Raw genomic sequence first — 21,078 nt, 5'->3', positions numbered from 1 at the left:
CAAATCTTAGGAGGTTACATCATGGTGAATCCAATTACGATCAGTTGGGTCGGAGCCATTATTGGACTGGCGATTGCTATTATTCTGATCTTGAAAAAGTTAAATCCGGTTTACTCACTTTTCTTAGGTGCTATCATTGGGGCATTAATCGGGGGAGCGAATCTTGACCAAACCTTAAATATATTAGTAACAGGAACACAAAGTATTATGGGAACCGTCCTCCGCGTCTTAGCTGCCGGCGTTCTGGCGGGTGCGATGATGGAGTCGGGCGCAGCTGAAACGATTGCCCAAACGATTGTGAATAAATTTGGTGAAAAAAAGGCCATCTTCTCTCTAGCATTGGCAACAATGATAATCACCGCCGTTGGAGTATTTATTCCAGTTGCCGTTTTAATTGTTGCTCCAATTGCATTATCAGTAGGGAAGAAAACAGGAATCTCGAAAGTTGCCTTACTTTTAGCTCTTTCCGGCGGTGGTAAAGCAGGTAACGTTATCTCTCCAAACCCAAATACAATTGCGGCTGCCCGTGGTTTTAATGTTGATTTAAGCCAAGTGATGATTTATGACTTTATTCCAGCTATTTTTGGCTTAATTGTAACCGTTATCGTGGCTTCGATGATTAAGTATAAAGGCGTAAAGGTTGCAGACACAGATATTGTTGAAAGTAACGAAACAGGTCGCGAATATCCTACAATTGGAAGAGCAATCGTGGCGCCAGTTGTAGCCATTGTTTTACTGATGATCAGCCCAATAGGACAGATTATCCACATCCCAGCGTTAGCTGCGTTCAAAGTAGACGCTATGTACATTTTACCAATAGCAGGTGTTTTAGGAATGCTGGCAATGGGAAAAAGAAACCAGATATTGTCGTACACAGCTGCAGGTTTGCAAAACATGACTTCCACTGTGCTAATCTTGATTGGTGCAGGGGCGATTGCCGGGTTAATTTCGGCTTCGAATCTATCTGTGGAAGTTGTGGCGTTGATTAAGGCGTCTGGAATTTCCGGTACATTCTTGGCACCAATCTCAGGGATCTTGATGGCGGCTGCGACTGCATCCACATCTACAGGTGTTATTTTGGCAACTGGTTCATTTAGCAAGGCAATCTTAAATATGGGTACAGCTCCAATTGCTGCTGCAGCCATGGTACACACTGGTGCGACGGTGATTGACCACTTGCCGCAAGGGAACTATTTCCATGTAACAGCAAGCGGAATGAAGATGTCGATTAAAGAACGATTGAGCGTTGTTCCGTTTGAGTCGATTGTCGGGGGAACGATGATGATAGTGGCAACGATTTTATATGGATTTATTTTGAAATAAGGGGTGGGGCACGTGAAAAGTCCAGTTTTTGTGTTAGCACCAGATTCATTTAAAGAAAGCATGACAGCAAAAGAAGTTTGTATGGCAATGGAAAAGGGAATTAAAAAGGCGCTGCCAGAAGCGGTGTGCATTCAAGTGCCAATGGCCGATGGAGGTGAAGGAACCGTTCAATCACTCGTTGATGCTTCAGAAGGAAAAATCTATCCGGTGACGGTAACCGGACCGCTTGGGACACCTGTTGATGCGAGCTTCGGCATTCTCGGTGATGGCGAAACAGCGGCGATCGAAATGGCTTCCGCAAGTGGGATTCAATTTGTCAACAAAGAAACGAAGAATCCTTTAGTCACGACTACCTATGGTACGGGTGAATTAATCAAAGCTGCCTTAGATCAAGGTGTCAGGAAAATAATTATCGGGATCGGCGGCAGTGCCACAAATGATGGTGGTGCTGGAATGGCTCAGGCGCTGGGTGTAAGGTTATTGGATGAAAATGGCGAGGAACTTGGCTTTGGCGGCGGCGTACTCGGCCGTTTAGCAACGGTGGACGTTACTGGCATCGATCCTCGTTTAAAAGATACGAAAATTTATGTCGCATCAGATGTAACGAATCCGTTATGCGGCGAAAAAGGAGCTTCCCATGTTTTCGGTCCGCAAAAAGGGGCAACACCGGAAATGGTGCAAACCTTAGATGCGAACCTCGCTCATTATGCAGGAGTATTGAAGGAACAACTGGGCAAGGATTTAAGCGATTTTCCGGGCGCTGGCGCAGCTGGCGGCTTGGGTGCAGGTCTTCTGGCGTTTACGAGTGCTGAATTAAGAAGAGGCATTGAATTAGTCATTGATTTTACCAAACTAGAAGATAAAGTTAAAATGGCTGATTTTGTGCTGACGGGTGAAGGCGGCATCGATTTTCAAACACAATATGGAAAAACGCCATATGGTGTAGCCCAAGCGGCAAAAAAATACGGGAAACCCGTCATTGCCCTAGCTGGATACGTGGGCGAAGTGGATGTGCTCTATGACAAAGGCATTGATGCCATTTTTGGAATACTGCCAAAAGCCACGAGCTTGGAAGAAGCACTGGCTACTGGTCAGGAAAATATTGAAAAAACAGCTGAAAACATCGCTCGTTTGTTGATGATGACGCAAGCACAAAACGTTTAGTTTTGTGCTTTTTCATTGTTGCAATAATATGTACGTTAATTCAAATAAATCGAGGATTTTGGTAGGGTCTTTTCCGGTTAATTGCTTAATACGGTCGAGCCGATAATATAGGGTATTGCGGTGGATGATTAGTTCCTGCGCTGTATCCGTAGGATTGCCATTCTGGTTGATATAAGTTTTTAGCGTTTCCAAAAGGATATCGGTTAGATTGAGTGGTTTTGCCTCGATTGTTATTTGCGAAAGTTCTGCTAAAAAGTGAAAGTCTTTATAAGTTAGAAAACGGTCAGCCAGGTTGAGGTTTTCGGCGATTTTCATACATAGGTAGGCTTGGCGGTAGCTTTTTGCGATATTAGCCTGGTGCAGGCCTGCCGAAACGACGACGGAAAGCTGGCTGGCATTTAGTATACTGTTGACCAGTTTTTCCAATTCATTGGGATTTTGCAGCATGACGATCAAAAAATTTTCATTTTGTTTTTTGAAATACGGTAATGATGTTTTGAGCTCCTCCATATTCTTGATGAGCAGGACGGTTGTATCACTATGTAAGTTGATTTGGAAATGTTTCGCTTCGTCGATCAGTTCCTCGGAGTATTCCTTTTTTTCATTCAATAACGCATCGAGAAAGGCGGATTCTCTTTTTCTTGCTGCTTCGCGGTTCCCAATCATAATGCTTTGTTCAATTAATAGCGAAACGGTGGTTTTAACTAGTTTACAAAAGGGCCTGACCTCGTTAGGTTCTCCGGTAATGCCCACTACGCCGATAAATTGGTCTCCAATCACAATCGGTTCATTTGTGCCTTTTTTCTCGTACCGATCGTTTTGAGTAATTTCCACCATAGTCCCGAATTCCAGTGCTCTCACCGCTCCTTTATGAAGGGTCCCGACACGGGCCTTATTTCCGCTCCCGATGATAATTCCTTTTTCGTCCATAATATTGATGCTATAAGGGATATCCTGCATCATTTTATCCACAATCTCTTGCGCTAGCTCGAGGGTTAGATATTTGGTCAAAGTTATTTGCTCCTTTTTTGTTCAGTTCTTGTTCATGGTTTGTAGAAATAAGCAAAACATGCATGAGTCATTCTCTATGAGAAATCTAGCTAAAAAAGATGGGTGAAATTTACAGAAAAAGGCAAAACGTGCAAGGCCTCTCGAAAAACGTGCAAGCCAACGGAAAAAGAGTGCAAGCGGAACTCAAAAACGTGCAAGCGCCCATGGAAAACGTGCAAACATCAATTCACCGCTCCAACCCTTAATTAAAAGGAATTTACAGAAAAAGGCAAAACGTGCAAGGCCCCTCGAAAAACGTGCAAGCCAACCGAGAAAACGTGCAAGGCATCCCAAAAAATGTGCAAACCTCCCCAAAAAACCCTCAAGCCATCCACCCTCGATCACCCGCAACAAAAATGTCAAAAAGTTATTGCAGGGATTTTTGCAAATGAAGCGAACATTTTAGGAGTGCAATACAAAAAAGGAGGGAAAATGCATGTTTTTAAACGAACGGACCATTCCGCTCAACCTTCAACAGATCATTGCAGTAAGGTCGCGAATTTCAAAAAATCACTCTAAACAGCCAAGGCTTGAAAAATCTGAACTGAAAAGCTGGGCTGGTTATCATGGAGAGCGAACGGTAGATAGACTGCTTGAAAAATTCGCGAATAATAAGTATACCATCATCACAGATTTAAATCTTCAAGCAAAAAAAGATGACCCTTTTCAAATTGACACCTTTCTCTACACCTCATATTTTGGCCTCATCCTCGAAATCAAAAATATCCTTGGCACCCTCTATTTTGATAAATACTCCAAACAAATGATCAGAACCTGGAACGGTGAAAGAGAAGGCTTCCAAAACCCGATGCTACAAGCGCAAATGCATCAATATCATTTTCAGGCTTGGCTTAACAAACATAAAATTCCTCCATTCCCGATTGTATGGCTAGTGGTCTTTAGCAATCCGGCAACGATCCTTGAAACAACCCCCGGAAACGAACAAATCTTCCAAAAAGTTATTCATACCCCTCTGCTTTTAGAAAAACTTCTAGAACTAGAAGCAAAGTACACAACTCCAATCTTAGACAAGTCGGACTCCAAAAGATTAAATCGGCTTCTATTAAAAGAAAATACCCCTCACTTAACGAATATTCTTCAAAAATATGAAATACCCCAAATCGATATCAAGACAGGTGTACGCTGCGCTATCTGTAACTACGTGCCTATGCTGCGTGTGCCCGCCAACTGGTTTTGTCCAAATTGCAATCATTACTCAAAAAATGCGCATATTGCTTCGCTATATGATTATTTCCTCATAAATCAATCTACCATTACCAACCGCCAATGCAGGGAGTTTCTCCATATACCTACTCGAAGTATTGCCTTAGGATTATTATCTGACCTCCCATTGATTGGTACAAAGGGCGGAAGCACTTACCAACTTTCAGAGTTAATTAAAAATCCCAACGAATACTTCCTCCTACCAAAAAGCAAGCAACTCAAAGGCATAATTCCCCTACCCACGGAAAAACCTATCTAAAAAAGGGGGATTTCGTGATGCGAATGTTTTTATTGATAGTATCAACAGTAGTAATAGTACTAACCCCACCAAACCCTTCGAAAGCGAACGGACTAGTTAATAACGTACCAATCATTAAAATACCGAAAATACAAATATCCTCACGAACACAATATACTCTTGGCATTCCGCCGCTCCCGCCAGATACCTCGAATACCGTTGCGATTGTTCAATTGCAAAAACCGCAGACGGAAAGGGAGATCCGTAAATTAATCGCAGCACATCCTGACATCAAATTGCGAACCATTTTCCACGAGGCACTCGACGGGTTTTCAGTGGAAGGCCCGCCGGCATCGATTTCAAACCTAACAAAAGAAAAACCAATCATCACAGTCTCACGGGTCAACGAATACCATGCCGAAATGGAACAGAACGTAGAGATTATCGGTGGAGAGAAAATCCGCGGATACTTTGATCAAAAAGATAACCGATTAACGGGAAAAGGGATAAAAGTTGGCGTCATTGACACAGGCATCGATTACACGCACCCCGATCTCTTGCGAAGTTATGGGGGCGGCCGCGACATTGTTGATAATGACAGCGACCCGATGGAAACGAAGAATCTTAAAGACCCGTCGAAAGCGACACTCCACGGTACACATGTGGCCGGCATTATTGCGGGCAATGGAAAAATACAAGGTGTTGCGCCAGAAGCAACGATCATTGCCTACCGCGCACTTGGCCCGGGCGGGGCGGGGACGACCGAGCAGGTGCTCGCTGCTATCGAGCAGGCGATTAAGGACAAAGTCGACATAATGAACCTGTCACTTGGCGACGATGTCAACGGACCTGACATGCCAATATCACTAGCCTTAAATCGTGCTGTGGATAAAGGGATTGTTGCCGTGGCTGCTGCAGGCAACTCCGGACCGAATGTCTGGACCGTTGGGGCGCCAGGAACAGCATCGAAGGCAATTTCTGTCGGAGCCTCAACGCCATCCTTGGAGGTTCCCTACCTGCAAGTAGAACCTGACCGCCAAATCAGAATCGACCCGATGGATGGCTCGCAAAAATGGGAGTTCGACCATCCTCTGGATATTGTCCCAGCAGGAATGGGAAGAAAGACCGACTTTAAAGATATTAAAGGTAAAATTGCCCTTATCCAAAGGGGGGGCTTAACATTTACCGAGAAGGCCAAAAACGCCCAGGAAGCGGGAGCGATTGCAGTGTTGATCTACAACAATACGGCTGGGAGCTTTAGCGGGAACCTTGAGCGCTCATTACCGATTCCCGTTGGTGCTCTATCTAAGCGGGAAGGCCAATTTTTACAAAAAAAACAGAGTCACACAGCACGACTTAATATAATAGAAGAAAAAGATCAACTGGCCGACTTTAGTTCGCGGGGCCGGTGACAGGTTCTTGGGAGATTAAGCCGGATTCAGTGGCACCGGGCGTTGCCATTAATTCGACAATTCCGGGGGATACCTGGCACTTCGAGGGACGAGCATGGCTGCGCCGCATGTTGCGGGGGCCTGCGCACTTATAAAACAGGCACACCCAGATTGGTCACCTGCTCAAATAAAGGCAGCACTTATGAATACTGCTCAGCCACTAGTAAAAAAGGATCAGTCACCCTATCGGACCTATGAACAGGGGGCGGGGCGTATTAGGGTGGACCTGGCAATGAAGGCGGATTCACTAGTTACCCCTAGTTCGCTGCAATTTGGCAAGTTTCAACTGGTAGGACAGGAGAATCGTCATAAAGCCTATATAACGGTTGAAAATACAAGCGACCATCAACAAAGCTATTCGTTCAAGCTGCCAGCCCCAACAGAAGGACTGATGTGGAAGTTTCCGCTCTCGTTTACACTTGAACCAAAAGAAAAGAAGGAAGTAGAGATTGAACTGGCCGTCGATCCGAAACACTTTAAGCAAAAGCTTTATGATGGCTACCTTACATTACAGGAGGGATCGGAAGAAATTCAGCTGCCCTATATTTATGTGCTGGAAGAACCCAATTATCCACGAGTAATGGGATTTGATTTCGGCGCCGGGGACAAGCCAGGGACGTATCGGTATGAGGTATATTTACCTGGAGGTGCCGATGAATTTGGGATTGCGTTATTTGATGCACGGGACTATCGGTTTGTCGGATTTTTGGATAGTGGGAGGAATGTCGAAAAAGGGTTGTTGAAGAAAGAGATAGCATCTGATCTGCTGCCTCCAGAAGGTACATATATTGCAAAAGTTTTTGCGAAAAAATACCAAAAGGAAGATTTTATCGAAACAGTTATTACAATTTTAAAAAAATAAGTAGAATTTGGCAGCATTATGCTGCCTTTTGTTATATAATAGGATAGGTAAAATGACAAAAATGTACTTATTTCACCATACAGTTACCGATGAACGTCAATTACATTTATGTATAATATTTCCAAGTAAAAAATTTGTCATTTTTGTGAATATTATCGCCCCAAATCAATTGACATTGTCAAATGCCTATTGTATGCTAAACGAGGGTATTGCTTGGTAGGGTTTTCACACTAAGAAATGCAATGATATTTATCACAGAGGGCAAGAATTTTATACATAAATTTTCCTCAACTTGACTCTCATTCTCTTCCAGTGAGGATGTGAAAATATGAGCCAACACGATAAAAATAAGCGAAACCCGTTTCGGGCAATGGCACTAATGTCGCAAATTGTCTCCCAGTTAGTCGGGTGCATCCTCATAGGTATTTTTGTCGGCCGCTGGCTGGATCATAAATGGGGTACCGAACCAATTTTTTTAATAATCGGACTGTTAATTGGTTTAGCAGCAGGAACGTATTCTATGATCATATCAATCCGCAACTTTAACTCGGGAGATTGAACATTTATGCCAGAATTTATCGAAATGTATAATCGAGCACGTAAATGGATGCTCTATCTGATGTCTATTTATGTCCTTGGCTGGGGTTTTACAACTTACAAGGCCGCTTTTTTAGGATTATTACTCGGAACAGCATTAAGTTATATCAATTTATTAATGCTGTTTAAGCATATGCGGAAGTTTGATAAGTCCGTCACAAATGGGAAAAAAGTCCGCAGTGTAGGCTCAATTTCCCGTTTAACGATTGCAGCGCTTTCAGCGGTAATTGCCATCAGATGGCCACATTATTTTAATATCATCTTTGTTATAGTGGGACTAATGACAAATTATCTTGTCATTATGATAGATTATTTACTCCATTCATCAATTCATATAAAGAACAGGAAGTGAGGTGAGTTTTAATATGGTAGTGAAATTCATTGGCCTCTATTTTAATTTAACAAACGTTGTAATGATCACAGTTGCAAGTCTGATTGTGTTCATTATTGCTGTGATTGCAACTAGACAATTGGCCATGAAACCAAAAGGGATGCAAAACTTTTTAGAATGGATAATGGATTTCGTCAAATCAATCATCAACAGCACGATGGACTGGAAAGATGGCGGGCGTTTCCACATACTGGGAATCACTTTAATTATGTACATTTTTGTGTCAAACATGCTTGGTCTTCCATTCTTAATTGAATTCAATGGGCATGAATGGTGGAGGTCACCAACTGCTGACCCAATGGTTACGATGACATTGGCAACAACAGTAATCGTTCTTTCCCACTTCTATGGTGTTAAGCTAAAAGGAGCAAAAGAATATGGAAAAGGATTTTTTACTCCGCTTCCGTTCCTATTCCCATTGAAAATCATTGAGGAATTTGCGAACAACTTAACACTTGGTCTCCGGCTTTACGGTAACATTTACGCAGGTGAATTGTTGCTTTCGCTTTTAGTTGGAGGCTTAGCGCATACAGGCGTTATTGGTGCAATAGCAGCTGTACCAGTAACAATGGCTTGGCAGGCGTTTTCAATCTTTGTCGGTTCAATCCAGGCATATTTATTTACAATGCTGACAATGGTTTATATGTCACACAAAGTAAGTCATGATCACTAAGATATTCCTGACTCATTATTAGCAAATTATTAAAATAATATATTTTTAACCAATTTAAAGGAGGAACATTAAAATGAATCTTATAGCAGCAGCAATTGCAGCTGGATTAGCAGCAGTAGGCGCAGGTATCGGTAACGGTCTTGTAGTAGGACGTACAGTAGAAGGTATTGGTCGTCAGCCAGAAGCACGTGGAATGCTTCAAACATACATGTTCATCGGTATTGGTTTAGTAGAAGCATTGCCTATCATCGGTGTCGTTGTCGCGTTCATGGTATTGGGCCGATAAAATTAGCGAAAATTTAAGTGGCGAAGAGGTAATGTAAAAAACTTCGCCATTCATTTATGTAACGGAAAAGAAGCGTTTATTTAACGTAAACAACTCTTGAAGGGAGTGAACCCGGGGTGTTAACAAGCAGTTTAGTATTAGGAGCAGCTGAAACTGTTCATTTCAATGGTGGAGATGTACTCTTCCAATTAATCATGTTTTTAATCTTGTTAGCATTGCTGAAAAAATTCGCTTGGAAACCGCTAATGGGCATCATGACAAAGCGTGAAGAGCATATTGCCAACGAAATTAACACGGCAGAAGCTAGCCGTTTAGAAGCGAAAAAATTACTAGAAGAACAAAGAGCTGTTTTAAACCAAGCACGCCAAGAAGCACACAGCTTAATCGAAGCAGCCAAGAAGCAAGGCGATGTTCAGCGTGAAGAAATTATTATAGTGGCCCGCACGGAAGCGGATCGTATTAAAGATACTGCGAAACGTGAAATCGAACAAGAAAAAGAAAAAGCCGTGGCAACTATTCGTGAGCAAGTGGCTTCCTTATCTGTACTAATTGCCTCTAAGGTAATTGAAAAGGAATTAACTGCACAAGATCAAGACAAGCTGATTAGCGAATATATTCAAGAGGCAGGAGAAGAGCGATGATGGGCTCAATGGTAGCAAGGCGCTACGCGTTAGCTCTTTTTCAACTCGTGAAGGAGCAGCAGCTTATTGATACAGTAGAAGAAGAACTTCGCGTAGTCAAAGAAGTCTTTTTTGTAAATGAAGATTTAAAAGCTGTACTGCAGTCTCCAAAAGTTTCAAGGGAAAAGAAAAAAGCAATTTTATCCACTGCTTTTGCAGCGGTAAACCCGCTTGTACTCAATACATTGATGCTTTTGGTTGATCGGCATCGTGAGAATGAAATCATCGATGTGGCAAATGAGTTCAGTGAATTAGCAAATGAAGAACGTGGCGTTGAGGCTGCGAACGTATTTAGTGTTCGTCCCTTGACCGATGACGAAAGAACAGCATTATCTGTATCTTTTGCGAAAAAAATCGGCAAGAAATCACTTCAAATTGAAAATATAGTTGATTCTGATTTATTGGGCGGCATTAAAATTAGAATTGGAAATCGGATATTTGACGGCAGTTTGCGCGGCAAGCTGGATCGTCTTGAACGTACATTATTAGGCTAAGTTTGAAAGATAGGGGTGAAACTCGTGAGCATCAAAGCTGAAGAAATCAGTGCACTGATAAAAAAGCAAATTGAAAGTTATCAGGCAGAAATTCAAGTGACCGATGTAGGTACAGTTATTTCAGTCGGTGACGGTATCGCTCGTGTTCATGGCCTGGACAACGCCATGGCTGGAGAGCTTGTTGAATTTTCAAACGGCGTTATGGGTATGGCTCAAAACCTTGAGGAAAGTAACGTCGGTATTATTATCCTTGGACCTTTCACAGAAATCCGTGAGGGTGACGAGGTTCGCCGTACAGGTCGTATCATGGAGGTTCCTGTAGGTGACGAGTTGATTGGACGTGTTGTAAATCCATTGGGACAACCTGTCGATGGTGGAAGTCCAATTAACGCAACAAGAACAAGACCTATTGAATATAACGCACCAGGCGTTATGGCTCGTAAATCAGTTCATGAGCCGCTTCAAACAGGGATCAAAGCGATTGACGCACTTGTGCCAATCGGCCGCGGCCAGCGGGAGTTAATCATTGGTGACCGCCAAACTGGTAAAACTTCTGTTGCCATTGATACAATCCTAAACCAAAAGTCTGAAAATATGATCTGTATTTATGTAGCAATCGGCCAAAAAGAATCTACGGTTCGTAATGCGGTTGAAACGCTTCGTAAATATGGTGCTCTAGACTATACAATCGTTGTAACAGCATCTGCATCACAGCCTGCTCCGTTACTATACTTGGCACCATATGCCGGTGTATCAATGGCAGAGGATTTTATGTACAGAGGCAAACATGTCCTAATCGTATATGATGATCTTACTAAGCAAGCTTCAGCATATCGTGAGCTTTCCTTGCTCTTGCGCCGTCCTCCAGGTCGTGAAGCATATCCAGGGGATGTATTCTATCTGCATAGCCGCCTTTTAGAGCGTGCTGCTAAGTTAAGTGATGCATTAGGTGCTGGTTCGATCACAGCATTGCCATTTATTGAAACACAAGCAGGTGACGTTTCTGCGTATATTCCAACAAACGTTATCTCCATTACTGATGGACAAATCTTCTTACAATCTGACCTATTCTTCTCCGGTGTTCGTCCGGCGATCAACGCAGGTCTTTCTGTATCACGGGTTGGAGGTTCTGCGCAAATTAAGGCGATGAAAAAAGTTGCTGGTACATTGCGTCTTGATCTTGCATCATATCGTGAACTAGAAGCATTTGCTCAATTTGGTTCAGACCTTGATAAAGCAACACAAGCAAAGCTTGCCCGTGGTGCTCGGACTGTTGAAGTTCTTAAACAAGATCTTCATAAGCCAATCGCTGTTGAAAAGCAAGTTTCGATTCTTTATGCCTTAACACGCGGCTTCCTTGATGATATCCCAGTACATGATATCAATCGTTTTGAAGCTGAATTTTATACATGGTTAGACCACAACCGCAAAGAAGTATTAGACCATATTCGCACAACGAAAGAACTTCCTGCTGACGACGATATGGCGTCTGCAATCAACGACTTTAAAAAGACGTTTGCTGTTTCTGAAAAATAATAGGTCTAATAAATTGAGGGTGTAAGCGCTCCTGAAATTTTTGAGCGAGCGCTCGCCTGAACATTCTTTGAAAACGGGTGGTGAGAATCTTTGGCATCTTTACGCGAAATTAAAAACCGAATCAGTTCAACCAAAAAAACAAGCCAAATTACAAAGGCAATGCAAATGGTTTCTGCTTCCAACTGGAACCGCGGGGTTTTGAATGCAAAATCCTTTGTTCCATATATGGAGAAAATCCAGGAAGTAACCGCTGCGGTAGCAAAAGGCAGCAGTGGTCTATCCCATCCAATGCTGAAATCACGCCCAGTCAAGAAAACCGGTTATATCGTAATCACTTCGGATCGCGGATTAGCGGGCGCATACAACAGTAACGTCCTTCGCAGCGTTCACCAAATGATTAGAGAAAACCATAAATCACCCGATGAATATGCAGTGATCGCAATTGGCCGGGTTGGCCGCGACTTTTTTGCAAAACGTGGGGTTAGTATCGCCCTTGAAATTACCGGGGTACCAGATCAACCTAAATTTGCAGATATATCAGATGTAACCAAAAGCGCGGTCGGTATGTTTGCGGATGGAACATTTGATGAACTTCATTTATTCTATACACACTATGTCAGTGCGGTTAGTCAATCCGTAACAGAGAAAAAACTGTTACCGTTAACGGATATTAGTCCCTCTGGGAAATTAACTTCCTATGAGTTTGAACCATCGCCTGAAGAAATATTGAAAGTCCTTTTACCGCAATATGCGGAGAGCTTAATTTTTGGTGCTCTTTTAGATAGTAAGGCAAGTGAACACGCTGCACGGATGACGGCAATGCAAAACGCAACCGATAATGCACATGAGTTAATTCGTAATTACTCACTTGCATATAACCGTGCCCGTCAGGCAGCCATTACGCAGGAAATTACCGAAATCGTCGGCGGTGCAGCCGCACTTGAATAGGAATAAATAAGAACAGTGAAGACAGGGAGAAGAGATTCGCCTTCCCTGCCATGATTTACACAGTAAGTTAGGAGGGAAAAAGATGAACGTAGGACGCGTTCTGCAGATTATGGGTCCGGTTGTTGACGTTAAGTTCGAAAGCGGCCAGCTTCCACAGATCTATAACTCATTAAAAATTAATTACAAAGCGCGTAGTGAATCAGAAGTTGATATCAACCTAACCCTTGAAGTTGCCCTTCATTTAGGTGATGATACCGTACGGACAATCGCAATGGCATCAACAGACGGTTTAACTCGTGGAGTAGAAGTAACAGATACTGGTGCTCCAATCTCTGTACCAGTTGGTGATGTAACATTAGGTCGCGTATTTAACGTGTTGGGTGAGAAGATTGACCTTGATAACCCAATTCCAGCAGAAGCTCGCCGTGATCCAATTCACCGAGAAGCTCCAAAATTTGAGGAACTTTCTACAGAAGTAGAAATTCTTGAGACTGGTATTAAAGTAGTTGACCTTCTTGCACCATATATTAAAGGTGGAAAAATCGGTCTATTCGGTGGTGCCGGTGTAGGTAAAACCGTATTAATCCAGGAATTAATCAATAACATCGCCCAAGAGCACGGTGGTATTTCTGTATTCGCCGGTGTTGGTGAGCGTACTCGTGAAGGTAATGACCTTTATCATGAAATGACAGATTCAGGCGTTATCAAGAAAACAGCGATGGTATTCGGACAAATGAACGAGCCGCCAGGTGCACGTATGCGCGTTGCCTTGACTGGTTTGACAATGGCTGAATTTTTCCGTGATGAGCAAGGACAAGACGTGTTGTTCTTCATGGATAACATCTTCCGTTTCACACAAGCAGGTTCAGAGGTTTCTGCGTTACTTGGACGTATGCCATCTGCCGTTGGTTACCAGCCAACACTTGCTACCGAAATGGGTAAATTACAAGAGCGTATCACTTCTACTAATAAAGGTTCTGTTACATCAATCCAAGCAATCTACGTACCAGCCGACGACTATACTGACCCGGCTCCGGCTACAACGTTCGCTCACCTTGATGCAACAACAAACCTTGAGCGTAAACTTTCTGAGATGGGTATCTACCCTGCGGTGGATCCACTTGCTTCAACTTCTCGTGCTTTATCACCAGAAATCGTTGGTGAAGAGCATTACAATGTAGCACGTCAAGTACAGCAAACATTACAACGTTATCGTGAATTGCAAGATATCATTGCGATCCTTGGTATGGACGAGCTTTCTGACGAAGATAAATTAATCGTTGCCCGTGCCCGCCGGATCCAATTCTTCTTATCACAAAACTTCCACGTTGCTGAACAGTTCACTGGCCAGCCTGGATCATACGTACCTGTTAAAGAAACAGTTCGTGGATTTAAAGAAATTCTTGATGGTAAATACGACCACCTTCCAGAAGATGCATTCCGCTTAGTCGGCCGCATCGAAGAAGCTGTTGAGAATGCAAAACGCATGGGTGTAGAGGTCTAATTCCTGCCAGGAGGGTAAAAAATGAAGACATTTAAAGTCAGTGTTGTTTCTCCTGATGGCCCAGTGTATGATTCTGAGGTGGAAATGGTTATTGCAAGAGCAAAGAGTGGAGAGCTGGGAATTTTAGCTAACCACATACCTTTGGTTGCTCCGCTAGAAATTAGCGCCATTCGCTTAAAGAAAGATGGTAAGGAAGAATTGGTAGCTGTCAGCGGTGGTTTATTAGAGGTTCGTCACGATCAAGTAACGATTTTAGCCCAAGCAGCAGAATTTGCTACTGATATTGATGTGGAACGTGCCCTTAAAGCAAAAGAGCGTGCAGAGCAGCGCTTGCAAAAGGCACAACAGGAACATATCGATTTCCGCCGTGCCGAGATGGCACTTCAACGGGCCATCAACCGCTTAACTGTAGCAAACAAAAAATAGTATTTATAATAGAAGAGAGTCCTCTCACTTGGGAGGGCTCTTTTTTGGATTTTGTAATTAAAAAAAGTGGTTATGAGTTTCTAGTAAAAAATTACTATACTAAACCAAAAGAATTTTACCTTAAATAAGACAAAGTAAAAGCCCAAATCGTCTATAAAGACATCCACGAAACAGGCCAGGAATTCCCGCACATCATGTAGACGCTGTCATAAAAGCGGTCGACTTTAAGCCCGGTCCAAGCGGACAATTTGACTTGCCAAAACTTTCATAAAATAGAAAAGACGTGCATAAGTTAAAATGAGCCGCGACTTTGTGAAAAAAAAACAAACTCATAAAAACTAATGACAATTCTCACTGACAGACCCATTTTTTTATTATTAAATGATAATGCTTGTGTTGATGAAACAGGACCGAAAAATAAGTAAATAGACCTAGCGGGGTTCGGGGCGGTGTCGCCCGTCCTCGCTTCATCCGAGAAAAACGATGTTTGTTCAGTTTTTAACAATTACAGAATTGTCAAAAAATATCATTGTCGGAATTTCCAATTTTATCGAACATTTATCGACACCGATTTACAACAATGCTATAATGTATTCGGTTACACGTTTCATTATATATATATCCTACAACGATGGAGGGAAAAAGGCATGGGGCTACTGCATGTATATCAGAATAACTATCTGATAGTTTTTGCGTTTTTGTGTCTCGGGGTGTTGTTGCCTACAATTGCACTATTTTTAGGGAAGCTTATGCGTCCAAAGCAGCCAAGTAGGATGAAAGCTTCCACATATGAGAGCGGTCTTGAACCATTTCACGATGCACGTGTACAGTTCAATGTCCGCTATTATATTTTTGCCCTGATGTTCGTAGTATTTGATGTAGAAACAGTGTTTTTATATCCATGGGCCGTTGCCTACAATCATTTGGGCGTATTTGCATTAATCGAAATGTTAATTTTCGTTGTGATGCTGATCATTGGCTTAGCTTATGCTTGGAAGAAGAAGGTGTTAAAATGGATCTAAATTTAGACAATATTTCACCACAAGAAATGGAAGAATTGCGAAAAAATGTATTCTTGACAACGCTGGAGCAAGTGAAAGCATGGGCTAGAAGTGCATCAATCTACCCTGTTACATTTGGTCTTGCTTGTTGTGCGATCGAAATGATGGGTGTTGGTTCTTCCCACTATGACTTGGACCGTTTTGGATCATTTTTCCGGGCATCACCACGTCAATCAGATGCCATGATCGTATCGGGTACTGTTACGAAAAAAATGGCGCCCTTGCTACGCCGTATTTACGATCAAATGCCTGAACCAAAATGGGTCATTGCGATGGGTTCATGTGCTACTGCAGGAGGTCCGTATGTAAGATCCTACTCCGTAGTTAAGGGAGTGGACCAGATTGTTCCTGTTGACGTCTATATTCCAGGATGTCCACCAAACCCAGCAGCTTTAATATATGGAATCAATAAATTAAAGGAAAAAATTCGCTATGAAGCGAAAACTGGGAAGAAGGTGATCTAACCAATGAGCGGGGAAAAAGATCTCGATCAATTAAAGCGTGAGGCTGCAGAAAAAGCAAAAGCGGCCGCATTAGCAAGAAAGCAGGCAAAACAGGCCGGTGAAGAAGCTCCAAAACCAGCTGCAGAACCGCCAAAGGCTGAAGATCCCGCTGATGCAAAGAAAGCGGCAGCCGCAGCCGCAAAAGCCGCTGCCCTGGCGAAGAAAGCAGCACAGGATGCACCAGCCACTGAGGATGATGCTGATTTAGCCAAGAAGAAAGCCGCAGCCGCTGCAAAAGCGAAAGCAGCCGCAGCAGCCAAAGCGAAGCGTGAGGGTGGAGAAGCTCCGACAGCACCAGCAGCTTCAGAACCAGCTGGCGATGATGCAAAGGCAAAAGCCGCAGCTGCCGCAAAAGCGAAAGCAGCCGCCGCAGCAAAGGCAAAAGCCGCTGCTCAAGCAAAAGCAGGAGGCGCAGGTGATGATGAAAAAGCCAAAGCCATTGCTGCCGCAAAAGCAAAGGCAGCCGCAGCAGCAGCAGCCAAAGCAAAAGCAGGAGGCGTAGCAGCTGGCGGTGACGATGAAAAGGCAAAAGCAGTAGCCGCCGCAAAAGCGAAAGCAGCCGCAGCAGCAGCTGCCAGAAAGAAAGGTGGAGATCAAGCTCCTGCAGCACCAGCAGCTCAAGTAGAAGATGTTTCTCCAAAACAGCCTTTCCTTGATAAATACCGTAAAGTCATCGAAGAAAACCTTGGAACAGATGTACTAGAAGACTCTTATATCAACAAACTATCAAAAGATGTTCCAACTCTAGTGGCTAAGCTCGATACATATTTCAAGCTGGCTCAATTTTTGAAATATAATGAGCTATTAAGCTTTGATTATCTCGTAGAGCTTCATGGAACCGACTTTGAAACACATATGGAAATTTACGCTCACTTCTATTCATACAAAAATCGTCAAACCGTCGATTTAAAAGTTAAGATAGACCGTGATGAACCAACGATCGAATCACTAGTGCCGATCTGGCCGGGAGCCAACTGGCCTGAATGTGAAGCATATGATTTACTGGGCATTAAGTTTACAGGACATCCTGACCTGCATCGGATAATGCTTGGAGAAGATTGGGTTGGCCATCCACTAAGAAAAGATTATGAGCCGCACGATGTGGAGGTGTAACCGATGATACGAACGGAAGAAATGCTATTGAACGTAGGTCCTCAGCACCCAAGTACACACGGTGTTTTCCGTCTGATTGTTAAGCTTGACGGAGAAATAGTTAAAGAAGCAAGACCGGTTATTGGTTATTTGCACCGCGGTACAGAAAAATTAGCTGAAGCCCTGCAATACACTCAAATCATTCCATACACAGACCGTTTAGACTACGTATCTGCAATGCTTAATAACTATGCGTTAGTCCATACGGTAGAAACAATGATGGACATTCAAGTTCCAGAGCGGGCTGAATACTTAAGGGTTATCTGCATGGAATTAAACCGAATTGCCAGTCACCTTGTTTGGTGGGGAACATACCTCTTGGATATTGGAGCAGTAAGTCCATTTCTTTATGCATTCCGCGAACGGGAAATGATTCTTAACCTGTTCAACGAATTGTGCGGAGCGCGATTGACCTTCAACTATATGCGGGTTGGCGGCGTGAAATGGGATGCACCAGAGGGCTGGATTGAAAAAGTAAAACAATTTGTACCATATATGCGCGAACAGCTCGCAGGGTATCACGACCTTGTCGACGGAAATGAAATATTTGTCAGCAGGGTTAAAGGTGTTGGAAAGTATACAAAAGAAGAAGCCATTGCCTACAGCTTAAGTGGTGTCGCACTCCGGTCAACTGGGTAAAATGGGATCTTCGTAAGGATGAACCATACTCAATCTATGATCGCTTTAACTTCGATATTCCGGTAAGGGAAGAGGGCGACTGCTTAGCTCGCTATCATCTGCGCTTATTGGAAATTGAAGAATCATTAAAGATCGTCGAACAGGCAGCTGAACAGTTCCCGTCTAGTGGCGAGATTCTTGCGAAAGTGCCTAAGATTATCAAAGCACCTAAAGGTGAAGCATTCACAAGGATTGAATCAACACGCGGAGAACAGGGAGTTTACATTTACAGCGATGGCAAAAAAGAACCATATCGCTTAAAACTAAGAAGGCCATCCTTCTATAACCTGCAGATTCTCTCAAAACTTTTAGTAGGAGAAAATATCGCAAACCTGGTTGTTATTTTAGGGGCATTTGATATTGTCCTTGGGGAGGTCGATGGCTAATGATCCAGAATTTACTGCAATCAAGTCCCGGCTTGTTAAATTTCGTCATATTCTTCTTATTAGCATTGCTCTTTCTGTTCATTTTGTTAGCCTTCGTATGTTATGCCATCCTAGCCGAACGGAAAGTAATGGGTTTCATGCAGCTTCGTTATGGTCCAAACCAGCTTGGCGGCCGTTTAGGACTTTTACAAACAATGGCGGACGTTTTAAAACTTTTATTAAAAGAAGATATTATCCCGGCAGTTGCCGATAAACCGTTATTTATCATTGCACCAGTTGTTGCCTTCGCTCCATCTTTTATGGTATTGGCAACCATTCCATTTACAGACAAGTTCCAATTTGCCAATATCGGAATTGGATTGCTCTACTATATGGCAATTTCAGGTATCACGATTCTGGGAATTGTAACAGGAGGCTGGGCTTCCAATAACAAATACGCTCTTTTAGGAGGCGTACGTGGAGCAGCCCAAATGATTTCCTATGAAATTCCGCTTGTTATGTCTGTCCTTGGAATCATCTTAATCACAGGGTCCTTGAATTTAAATGATATCGTTCTGCAGCAAAAGCATGGCTGGTTTATCTTACTTCAGCCTGTAGCTTTCATTATTTTCTTCATTGCCTCCATTGCAGAATTAAACCGTACACCATTTGACTTAACAGAGGCAGAAAATGAACTTGTCGCCGGTTACCACATTGAATATACCGGTTTCCGCTGGGCGTTCTTCATGCTTGCAGAATATGTATACCTATTTGCAATGTCTGCTTTAATTGTTGTACTATTCTTAGGCGGTTGGCTCGCTCCATTCGCATTCTTAAGCTTTATCCCTGGAGCTGTTTGGTTCTCCTTAAAACTCTGTTTCGTTGTCTTCCTGTACATGTGGTTAAAATCAACGATGCCACGTTTAAAAGCAGACCACTTAATGGAATTTGCCTGGAAAGTAATGCTTCCAATCGCATTGTTAAACATTTTTATTACTGCATTAGTAAAAACAATTTTCTTCTCATAAATCCAAAGCGGAAGCGACCGTTTAGCGACGTATGGACTGGAGCACACCGACTGAGATAAAGGAAACACGAAGAGCATAGCGATTCGATGTTGACTTATCGTAGGGAGGGGGGCGAAGTACACTAGTCGCTGGGAGTTGGAGCTAGACGATTATCAAAGTTCAAAAATATAAACTTTTAATTAAACAAAAAGGGGTGAAAAACGTGCTTGGGTTTACAAAAGGCTTAAAATATACCCTTAAAAACTTAACGCGGGAAAAGGTTACATACGAATATCCGAATGAACCGCTGCCGCTGCCAGACCGATTCCGCGGCATCCAGAAATTTTATCCGGAAAAATGTATTGTTTGTAATCAATGTATGAACATTTGCCCAACTCAATGTATTAACCTAACTGGTAAAAAGCATCCGGACCCAACGAAAAAAGGTAAAATAATCGATACGTATGATATCAATTTTGAAATTTGCATCCTTTGTGACTTGTGTACGGAGGTTTGTCCAACTGAGGCCATTATCATGACGAACAACTTTGAATTGGCTGAATACAGCCGTGACGATCTATTCAAAAATCTTCAATGGCTGGACGAGAACGACGAAAATGTGAGGAAGGTGAATAAACCGTGACCGGTGAATTCTTAGCTTTCATTTGTCTCGCGTTAGTCGCAATCATTGGAGGCGTACTGTTATTAAACCTGACAAAAGTAGTACAAATCATTGTGGCGCTATCGTTTACCTTTATCAGCATCGCTGGTATTTATATCCTTTTGTCAGCTGAATTTGTTGCAGGGGTTCAAGTTATGATTTACTCCGGTGCCATCTCGATTATCATGCTATTTGGAATCATGCTCACCCAGCACAATGCCGAAAGTGAAGAAACAGGACATAAACTGCGAAAGTTTCTAGTATTTTTAGGCGTACTTGGCTTTGCCTTTGCAGTCTACCTTGGAATTTACAATTACGATGTTCCTCAAGTTCCAAGCAATCTGCATGTAAACAATACATTGGAAATCGGTAAAGCACTTTATTCAAAATATACAATTCCATTTGAATTGGCTTCCGTACTCTTGCTAGTCGGTCTTGTCGGTGCCATTGTCTTATCGAAAAAAGATGACAAGGAGGGCGAAAACTAATGAGTTCCGTTCCCGCATCTGCCTTCTTGGCATTAGCACTAATCCTTTTCTGCATAGGCTTATTCGGTGCCCTAACGAAAAGAAACACCATCATCGTGTTAATCTCTACCGAACTGATGCTAAATGCAGTAAATATTAACTTAGTTACCTTCAGTAAGTATGGTGTAGTTCCATCGATTACCGGTCAGGTTTTTGCGTTATTTTCAATGGCCGTAGCAGCGGTGGAAGTAGCGGTTGGACTTGCGATCTTGATTTCGCTTTACCAAAACCGTAAAACCGTTAATATCGACGAGATTAATTCGATGAAACATTAATC

General features: G+C 42.8%; 23 protein-coding genes and 1 pseudogene. 23 read left to right on the top strand and 1 reads right to left on the bottom strand.

Going from position 1 to position 21,078, the window contains the following annotated elements; all coding sequences use genetic code 11:
* Window positions 1-3 precede the first annotated feature (3 nt).
* Both RCG17_RS12155 and RCG17_RS12150 read left to right on the top strand, forming a co-directional pair.
* Window positions 4-1,323, top strand: coding sequence for a GntP family permease (locus RCG17_RS12155; RefSeq protein ID WP_374120954.1), 1,320 nt, complete (start codon window positions 4-6; stop codon window positions 1,321-1,323).
* A gap of 12 nt (window positions 1,324-1,335) precedes the next feature.
* A complete protein-coding gene (locus tag RCG17_RS12150) occupies window positions 1,336-2,487 on the top strand; it encodes a glycerate kinase family protein (RefSeq protein WP_308175394.1) in 1,152 nt (383 codons plus the stop codon).
* Between the two features lie 12 nt (window positions 2,488-2,499).
* Here RCG17_RS12150 and RCG17_RS12145 read toward each other — a convergent pair whose 3' ends face one another.
* Window positions 2,500-3,498 carry a CdaR family transcriptional regulator gene (locus tag RCG17_RS12145; RefSeq protein ID WP_308175393.1) on the bottom strand — a complete coding sequence of 333 codons (999 nt, stop codon included), beginning with the start codon at window positions 3,496-3,498 and terminating at the stop codon, window positions 2,500-2,502.
* Window positions 3,499-3,973: 475 nt separating this feature from the next.
* On the opposite strand from RCG17_RS12145, the gene RCG17_RS12140 reads away from it, so the two are divergent.
* The 21 genes and pseudogenes from RCG17_RS12140 (at window position 3,974) to nuoK (ending at window position 21,076) form a co-directional block, all read left to right on the top strand.
* On the top strand, window positions 3,974-5,020 hold the full coding sequence (locus RCG17_RS12140) for a nuclease-related domain-containing protein (RefSeq protein WP_308175392.1): 1,047 nt from the start codon (window positions 3,974-3,976) through the stop codon (window positions 5,018-5,020).
* Window positions 5,021-5,037: 17 nt separating this feature from the next.
* Window positions 5,038-6,411, top strand: a complete 1,374-nt coding sequence (locus RCG17_RS12135) for a S8 family serine peptidase (RefSeq protein ID WP_308175391.1) — start codon at window positions 5,038-5,040, stop codon at window positions 6,409-6,411.
* A 94-nt stretch (window positions 6,412-6,505) separates the two neighbouring features.
* Window positions 6,506-7,312 (top strand): S8 family serine peptidase, encoded by an 807-nt coding sequence (locus RCG17_RS12130; protein ID WP_308175390.1) that lies wholly within the window; start codon window positions 6,506-6,508, stop codon window positions 7,310-7,312.
* Between the two features lie 328 nt (window positions 7,313-7,640).
* Window positions 7,641-7,871, top strand: coding sequence for an AtpZ/AtpI family protein (locus RCG17_RS12125; RefSeq protein WP_308175389.1), 231 nt, complete (start codon window positions 7,641-7,643; stop codon window positions 7,869-7,871).
* A gap of 6 nt (window positions 7,872-7,877) precedes the next feature.
* Window positions 7,878-8,261 (top strand): ATP synthase subunit I, encoded by a 384-nt coding sequence (locus RCG17_RS12120; RefSeq protein ID WP_308175388.1) that lies wholly within the window; start codon window positions 7,878-7,880, stop codon window positions 8,259-8,261.
* Between the two features lie 13 nt (window positions 8,262-8,274).
* Window positions 8,275-8,973, top strand: a complete 699-nt coding sequence (atpB, locus tag RCG17_RS12115; RefSeq protein WP_308175387.1) for a F0F1 ATP synthase subunit A — start codon at window positions 8,275-8,277, stop codon at window positions 8,971-8,973.
* Window positions 8,974-9,046: 73 nt separating this feature from the next.
* Complete coding sequence (atpE, locus tag RCG17_RS12110; protein WP_308175386.1) at window positions 9,047-9,259, top strand: F0F1 ATP synthase subunit C; 213 nt, start codon at window positions 9,047-9,049, stop codon at window positions 9,257-9,259.
* A 116-nt stretch (window positions 9,260-9,375) separates the two neighbouring features.
* Complete coding sequence (gene atpF, locus RCG17_RS12105) at window positions 9,376-9,900, top strand: F0F1 ATP synthase subunit B (protein WP_308175385.1); 525 nt, start codon at window positions 9,376-9,378, stop codon at window positions 9,898-9,900.
* Window positions 9,897-10,433, top strand: a complete 537-nt coding sequence (locus RCG17_RS12100; RefSeq protein WP_308175384.1) for a F0F1 ATP synthase subunit delta — start codon at window positions 9,897-9,899, stop codon at window positions 10,431-10,433. Before atpF ends, RCG17_RS12100 begins: the two co-directional genes overlap by 4 nt.
* Window positions 10,434-10,457: 24 nt before the next feature.
* Window positions 10,458-11,969: a F0F1 ATP synthase subunit alpha gene (gene atpA / locus RCG17_RS12095; protein WP_308175383.1), complete on the top strand. Its 1,512-nt coding sequence runs from the start codon at window positions 10,458-10,460 to the stop codon at window positions 11,967-11,969.
* 90 nt (window positions 11,970-12,059) lie between these two features.
* The gene (gene atpG, locus RCG17_RS12090; protein ID WP_308175382.1) at window positions 12,060-12,917 is read left to right on the top strand and encodes an ATP synthase F1 subunit gamma; all 858 of its coding nucleotides are present in this window, start codon (window positions 12,060-12,062) and stop codon (window positions 12,915-12,917) included.
* Between the two features lie 82 nt (window positions 12,918-12,999).
* Window positions 13,000-14,421, top strand: a complete 1,422-nt coding sequence (gene atpD, locus RCG17_RS12085; protein WP_308175381.1) for a F0F1 ATP synthase subunit beta — start codon at window positions 13,000-13,002, stop codon at window positions 14,419-14,421.
* A gap of 21 nt (window positions 14,422-14,442) precedes the next feature.
* On the top strand, window positions 14,443-14,847 hold the full coding sequence (locus RCG17_RS12080) for a F0F1 ATP synthase subunit epsilon (protein WP_308175380.1): 405 nt from the start codon (window positions 14,443-14,445) through the stop codon (window positions 14,845-14,847).
* Window positions 14,848-15,494: 647 nt separating this feature from the next.
* The gene (locus RCG17_RS12075) at window positions 15,495-15,869 is read left to right on the top strand and encodes an NADH-quinone oxidoreductase subunit A (RefSeq protein ID WP_308175379.1); all 375 of its coding nucleotides are present in this window, start codon (window positions 15,495-15,497) and stop codon (window positions 15,867-15,869) included.
* Complete coding sequence (locus tag RCG17_RS12070) at window positions 15,860-16,372, top strand: NuoB/complex I 20 kDa subunit family protein (RefSeq protein WP_308175378.1); 513 nt, start codon at window positions 15,860-15,862, stop codon at window positions 16,370-16,372. Before RCG17_RS12075 ends, RCG17_RS12070 begins: the two co-directional genes overlap by 10 nt.
* Before the next feature lie 3 nt (window positions 16,373-16,375).
* On the top strand, window positions 16,376-17,524 hold the full coding sequence (locus RCG17_RS12065; protein WP_308175377.1) for an NADH-quinone oxidoreductase subunit C: 1,149 nt from the start codon (window positions 16,376-16,378) through the stop codon (window positions 17,522-17,524).
* 3 nt (window positions 17,525-17,527) lie between these two features.
* A pseudogene (locus RCG17_RS12060) lies at window positions 17,528-18,627 on the top strand (NADH-quinone oxidoreductase subunit D).
* Window positions 18,627-19,634, top strand: coding sequence for an NADH-quinone oxidoreductase subunit NuoH (gene nuoH, locus RCG17_RS12055; protein WP_308175376.1), 1,008 nt, complete (start codon window positions 18,627-18,629; stop codon window positions 19,632-19,634). Before RCG17_RS12060 ends, nuoH begins: the two are co-directional and overlap by 1 nt.
* 202 nt (window positions 19,635-19,836) lie before the next feature.
* Window positions 19,837-20,256, top strand: a complete 420-nt coding sequence (gene nuoI / locus RCG17_RS12050) for an NADH-quinone oxidoreductase subunit NuoI (protein WP_308175375.1) — start codon at window positions 19,837-19,839, stop codon at window positions 20,254-20,256.
* On the top strand, window positions 20,253-20,762 hold the full coding sequence (locus tag RCG17_RS12045) for an NADH-quinone oxidoreductase subunit J (protein ID WP_308175374.1): 510 nt from the start codon (window positions 20,253-20,255) through the stop codon (window positions 20,760-20,762). Before nuoI ends, RCG17_RS12045 begins: the two co-directional genes overlap by 4 nt.
* Entirely contained in the window at window positions 20,762-21,076 is a 315-nt protein-coding gene (gene nuoK / locus RCG17_RS12040) for an NADH-quinone oxidoreductase subunit NuoK (RefSeq protein ID WP_308175373.1), read from the top strand. Before RCG17_RS12045 ends, nuoK begins: the two co-directional genes overlap by 1 nt.
* The last annotated feature ends 2 nt before the right edge of the window (window positions 21,077-21,078 follow it).

Source organism: Neobacillus sp. PS3-12 (assembly GCF_030915385.1).
Classification (GTDB): domain Bacteria; phylum Bacillota; class Bacilli; order Bacillales; family Cytobacillaceae; genus JAEVLT01.
This window is presented reverse-complemented; position numbering and strand designations above follow the sequence as displayed.

Coding starts and splice junctions, on each gene's coding strand:
- atpE (WP_308175386.1), top strand. CDS start 9,047: ATGAATCTTATAGCAGCAGCAATTGCAGCTGGATTAGCAGCAGTAGGC.
- RCG17_RS12065 (WP_308175377.1), top strand. CDS start 16,376: ATGAGCGGGGAAAAAGATCTCGATCAATTAAAGCGTGAGGCTGCAGAA.
- atpB (WP_308175387.1), top strand. CDS start 8,275: ATGGTAGTGAAATTCATTGGCCTCTATTTTAATTTAACAAACGTTGTA.
- atpD (WP_308175381.1), top strand. CDS start 13,000: ATGAACGTAGGACGCGTTCTGCAGATTATGGGTCCGGTTGTTGACGTT.
- nuoK (WP_308175373.1), top strand. CDS start 20,762: ATGAGTTCCGTTCCCGCATCTGCCTTCTTGGCATTAGCACTAATCCTT.
- RCG17_RS12100 (WP_308175384.1), top strand. CDS start 9,897: ATGATGGGCTCAATGGTAGCAAGGCGCTACGCGTTAGCTCTTTTTCAA.
- RCG17_RS12075 (WP_308175379.1), top strand. CDS start 15,495: ATGGGGCTACTGCATGTATATCAGAATAACTATCTGATAGTTTTTGCG.
- nuoH (WP_308175376.1), top strand. CDS start 18,627: ATGATCCAGAATTTACTGCAATCAAGTCCCGGCTTGTTAAATTTCGTC.
- RCG17_RS12130 (WP_308175390.1), top strand. CDS start 6,506: ATGGCTGCGCCGCATGTTGCGGGGGCCTGCGCACTTATAAAACAGGCA.
- RCG17_RS12140 (WP_308175392.1), top strand. CDS start 3,974: ATGTTTTTAAACGAACGGACCATTCCGCTCAACCTTCAACAGATCATT.
- RCG17_RS12080 (WP_308175380.1), top strand. CDS start 14,443: ATGAAGACATTTAAAGTCAGTGTTGTTTCTCCTGATGGCCCAGTGTAT.
- RCG17_RS12120 (WP_308175388.1), top strand. CDS start 7,878: ATGCCAGAATTTATCGAAATGTATAATCGAGCACGTAAATGGATGCTC.
- RCG17_RS12125 (WP_308175389.1), top strand. CDS start 7,641: ATGAGCCAACACGATAAAAATAAGCGAAACCCGTTTCGGGCAATGGCA.
- RCG17_RS12070 (WP_308175378.1), top strand. CDS start 15,860: ATGGATCTAAATTTAGACAATATTTCACCACAAGAAATGGAAGAATTG.
- RCG17_RS12135 (WP_308175391.1), top strand. CDS start 5,038: ATGCGAATGTTTTTATTGATAGTATCAACAGTAGTAATAGTACTAACC.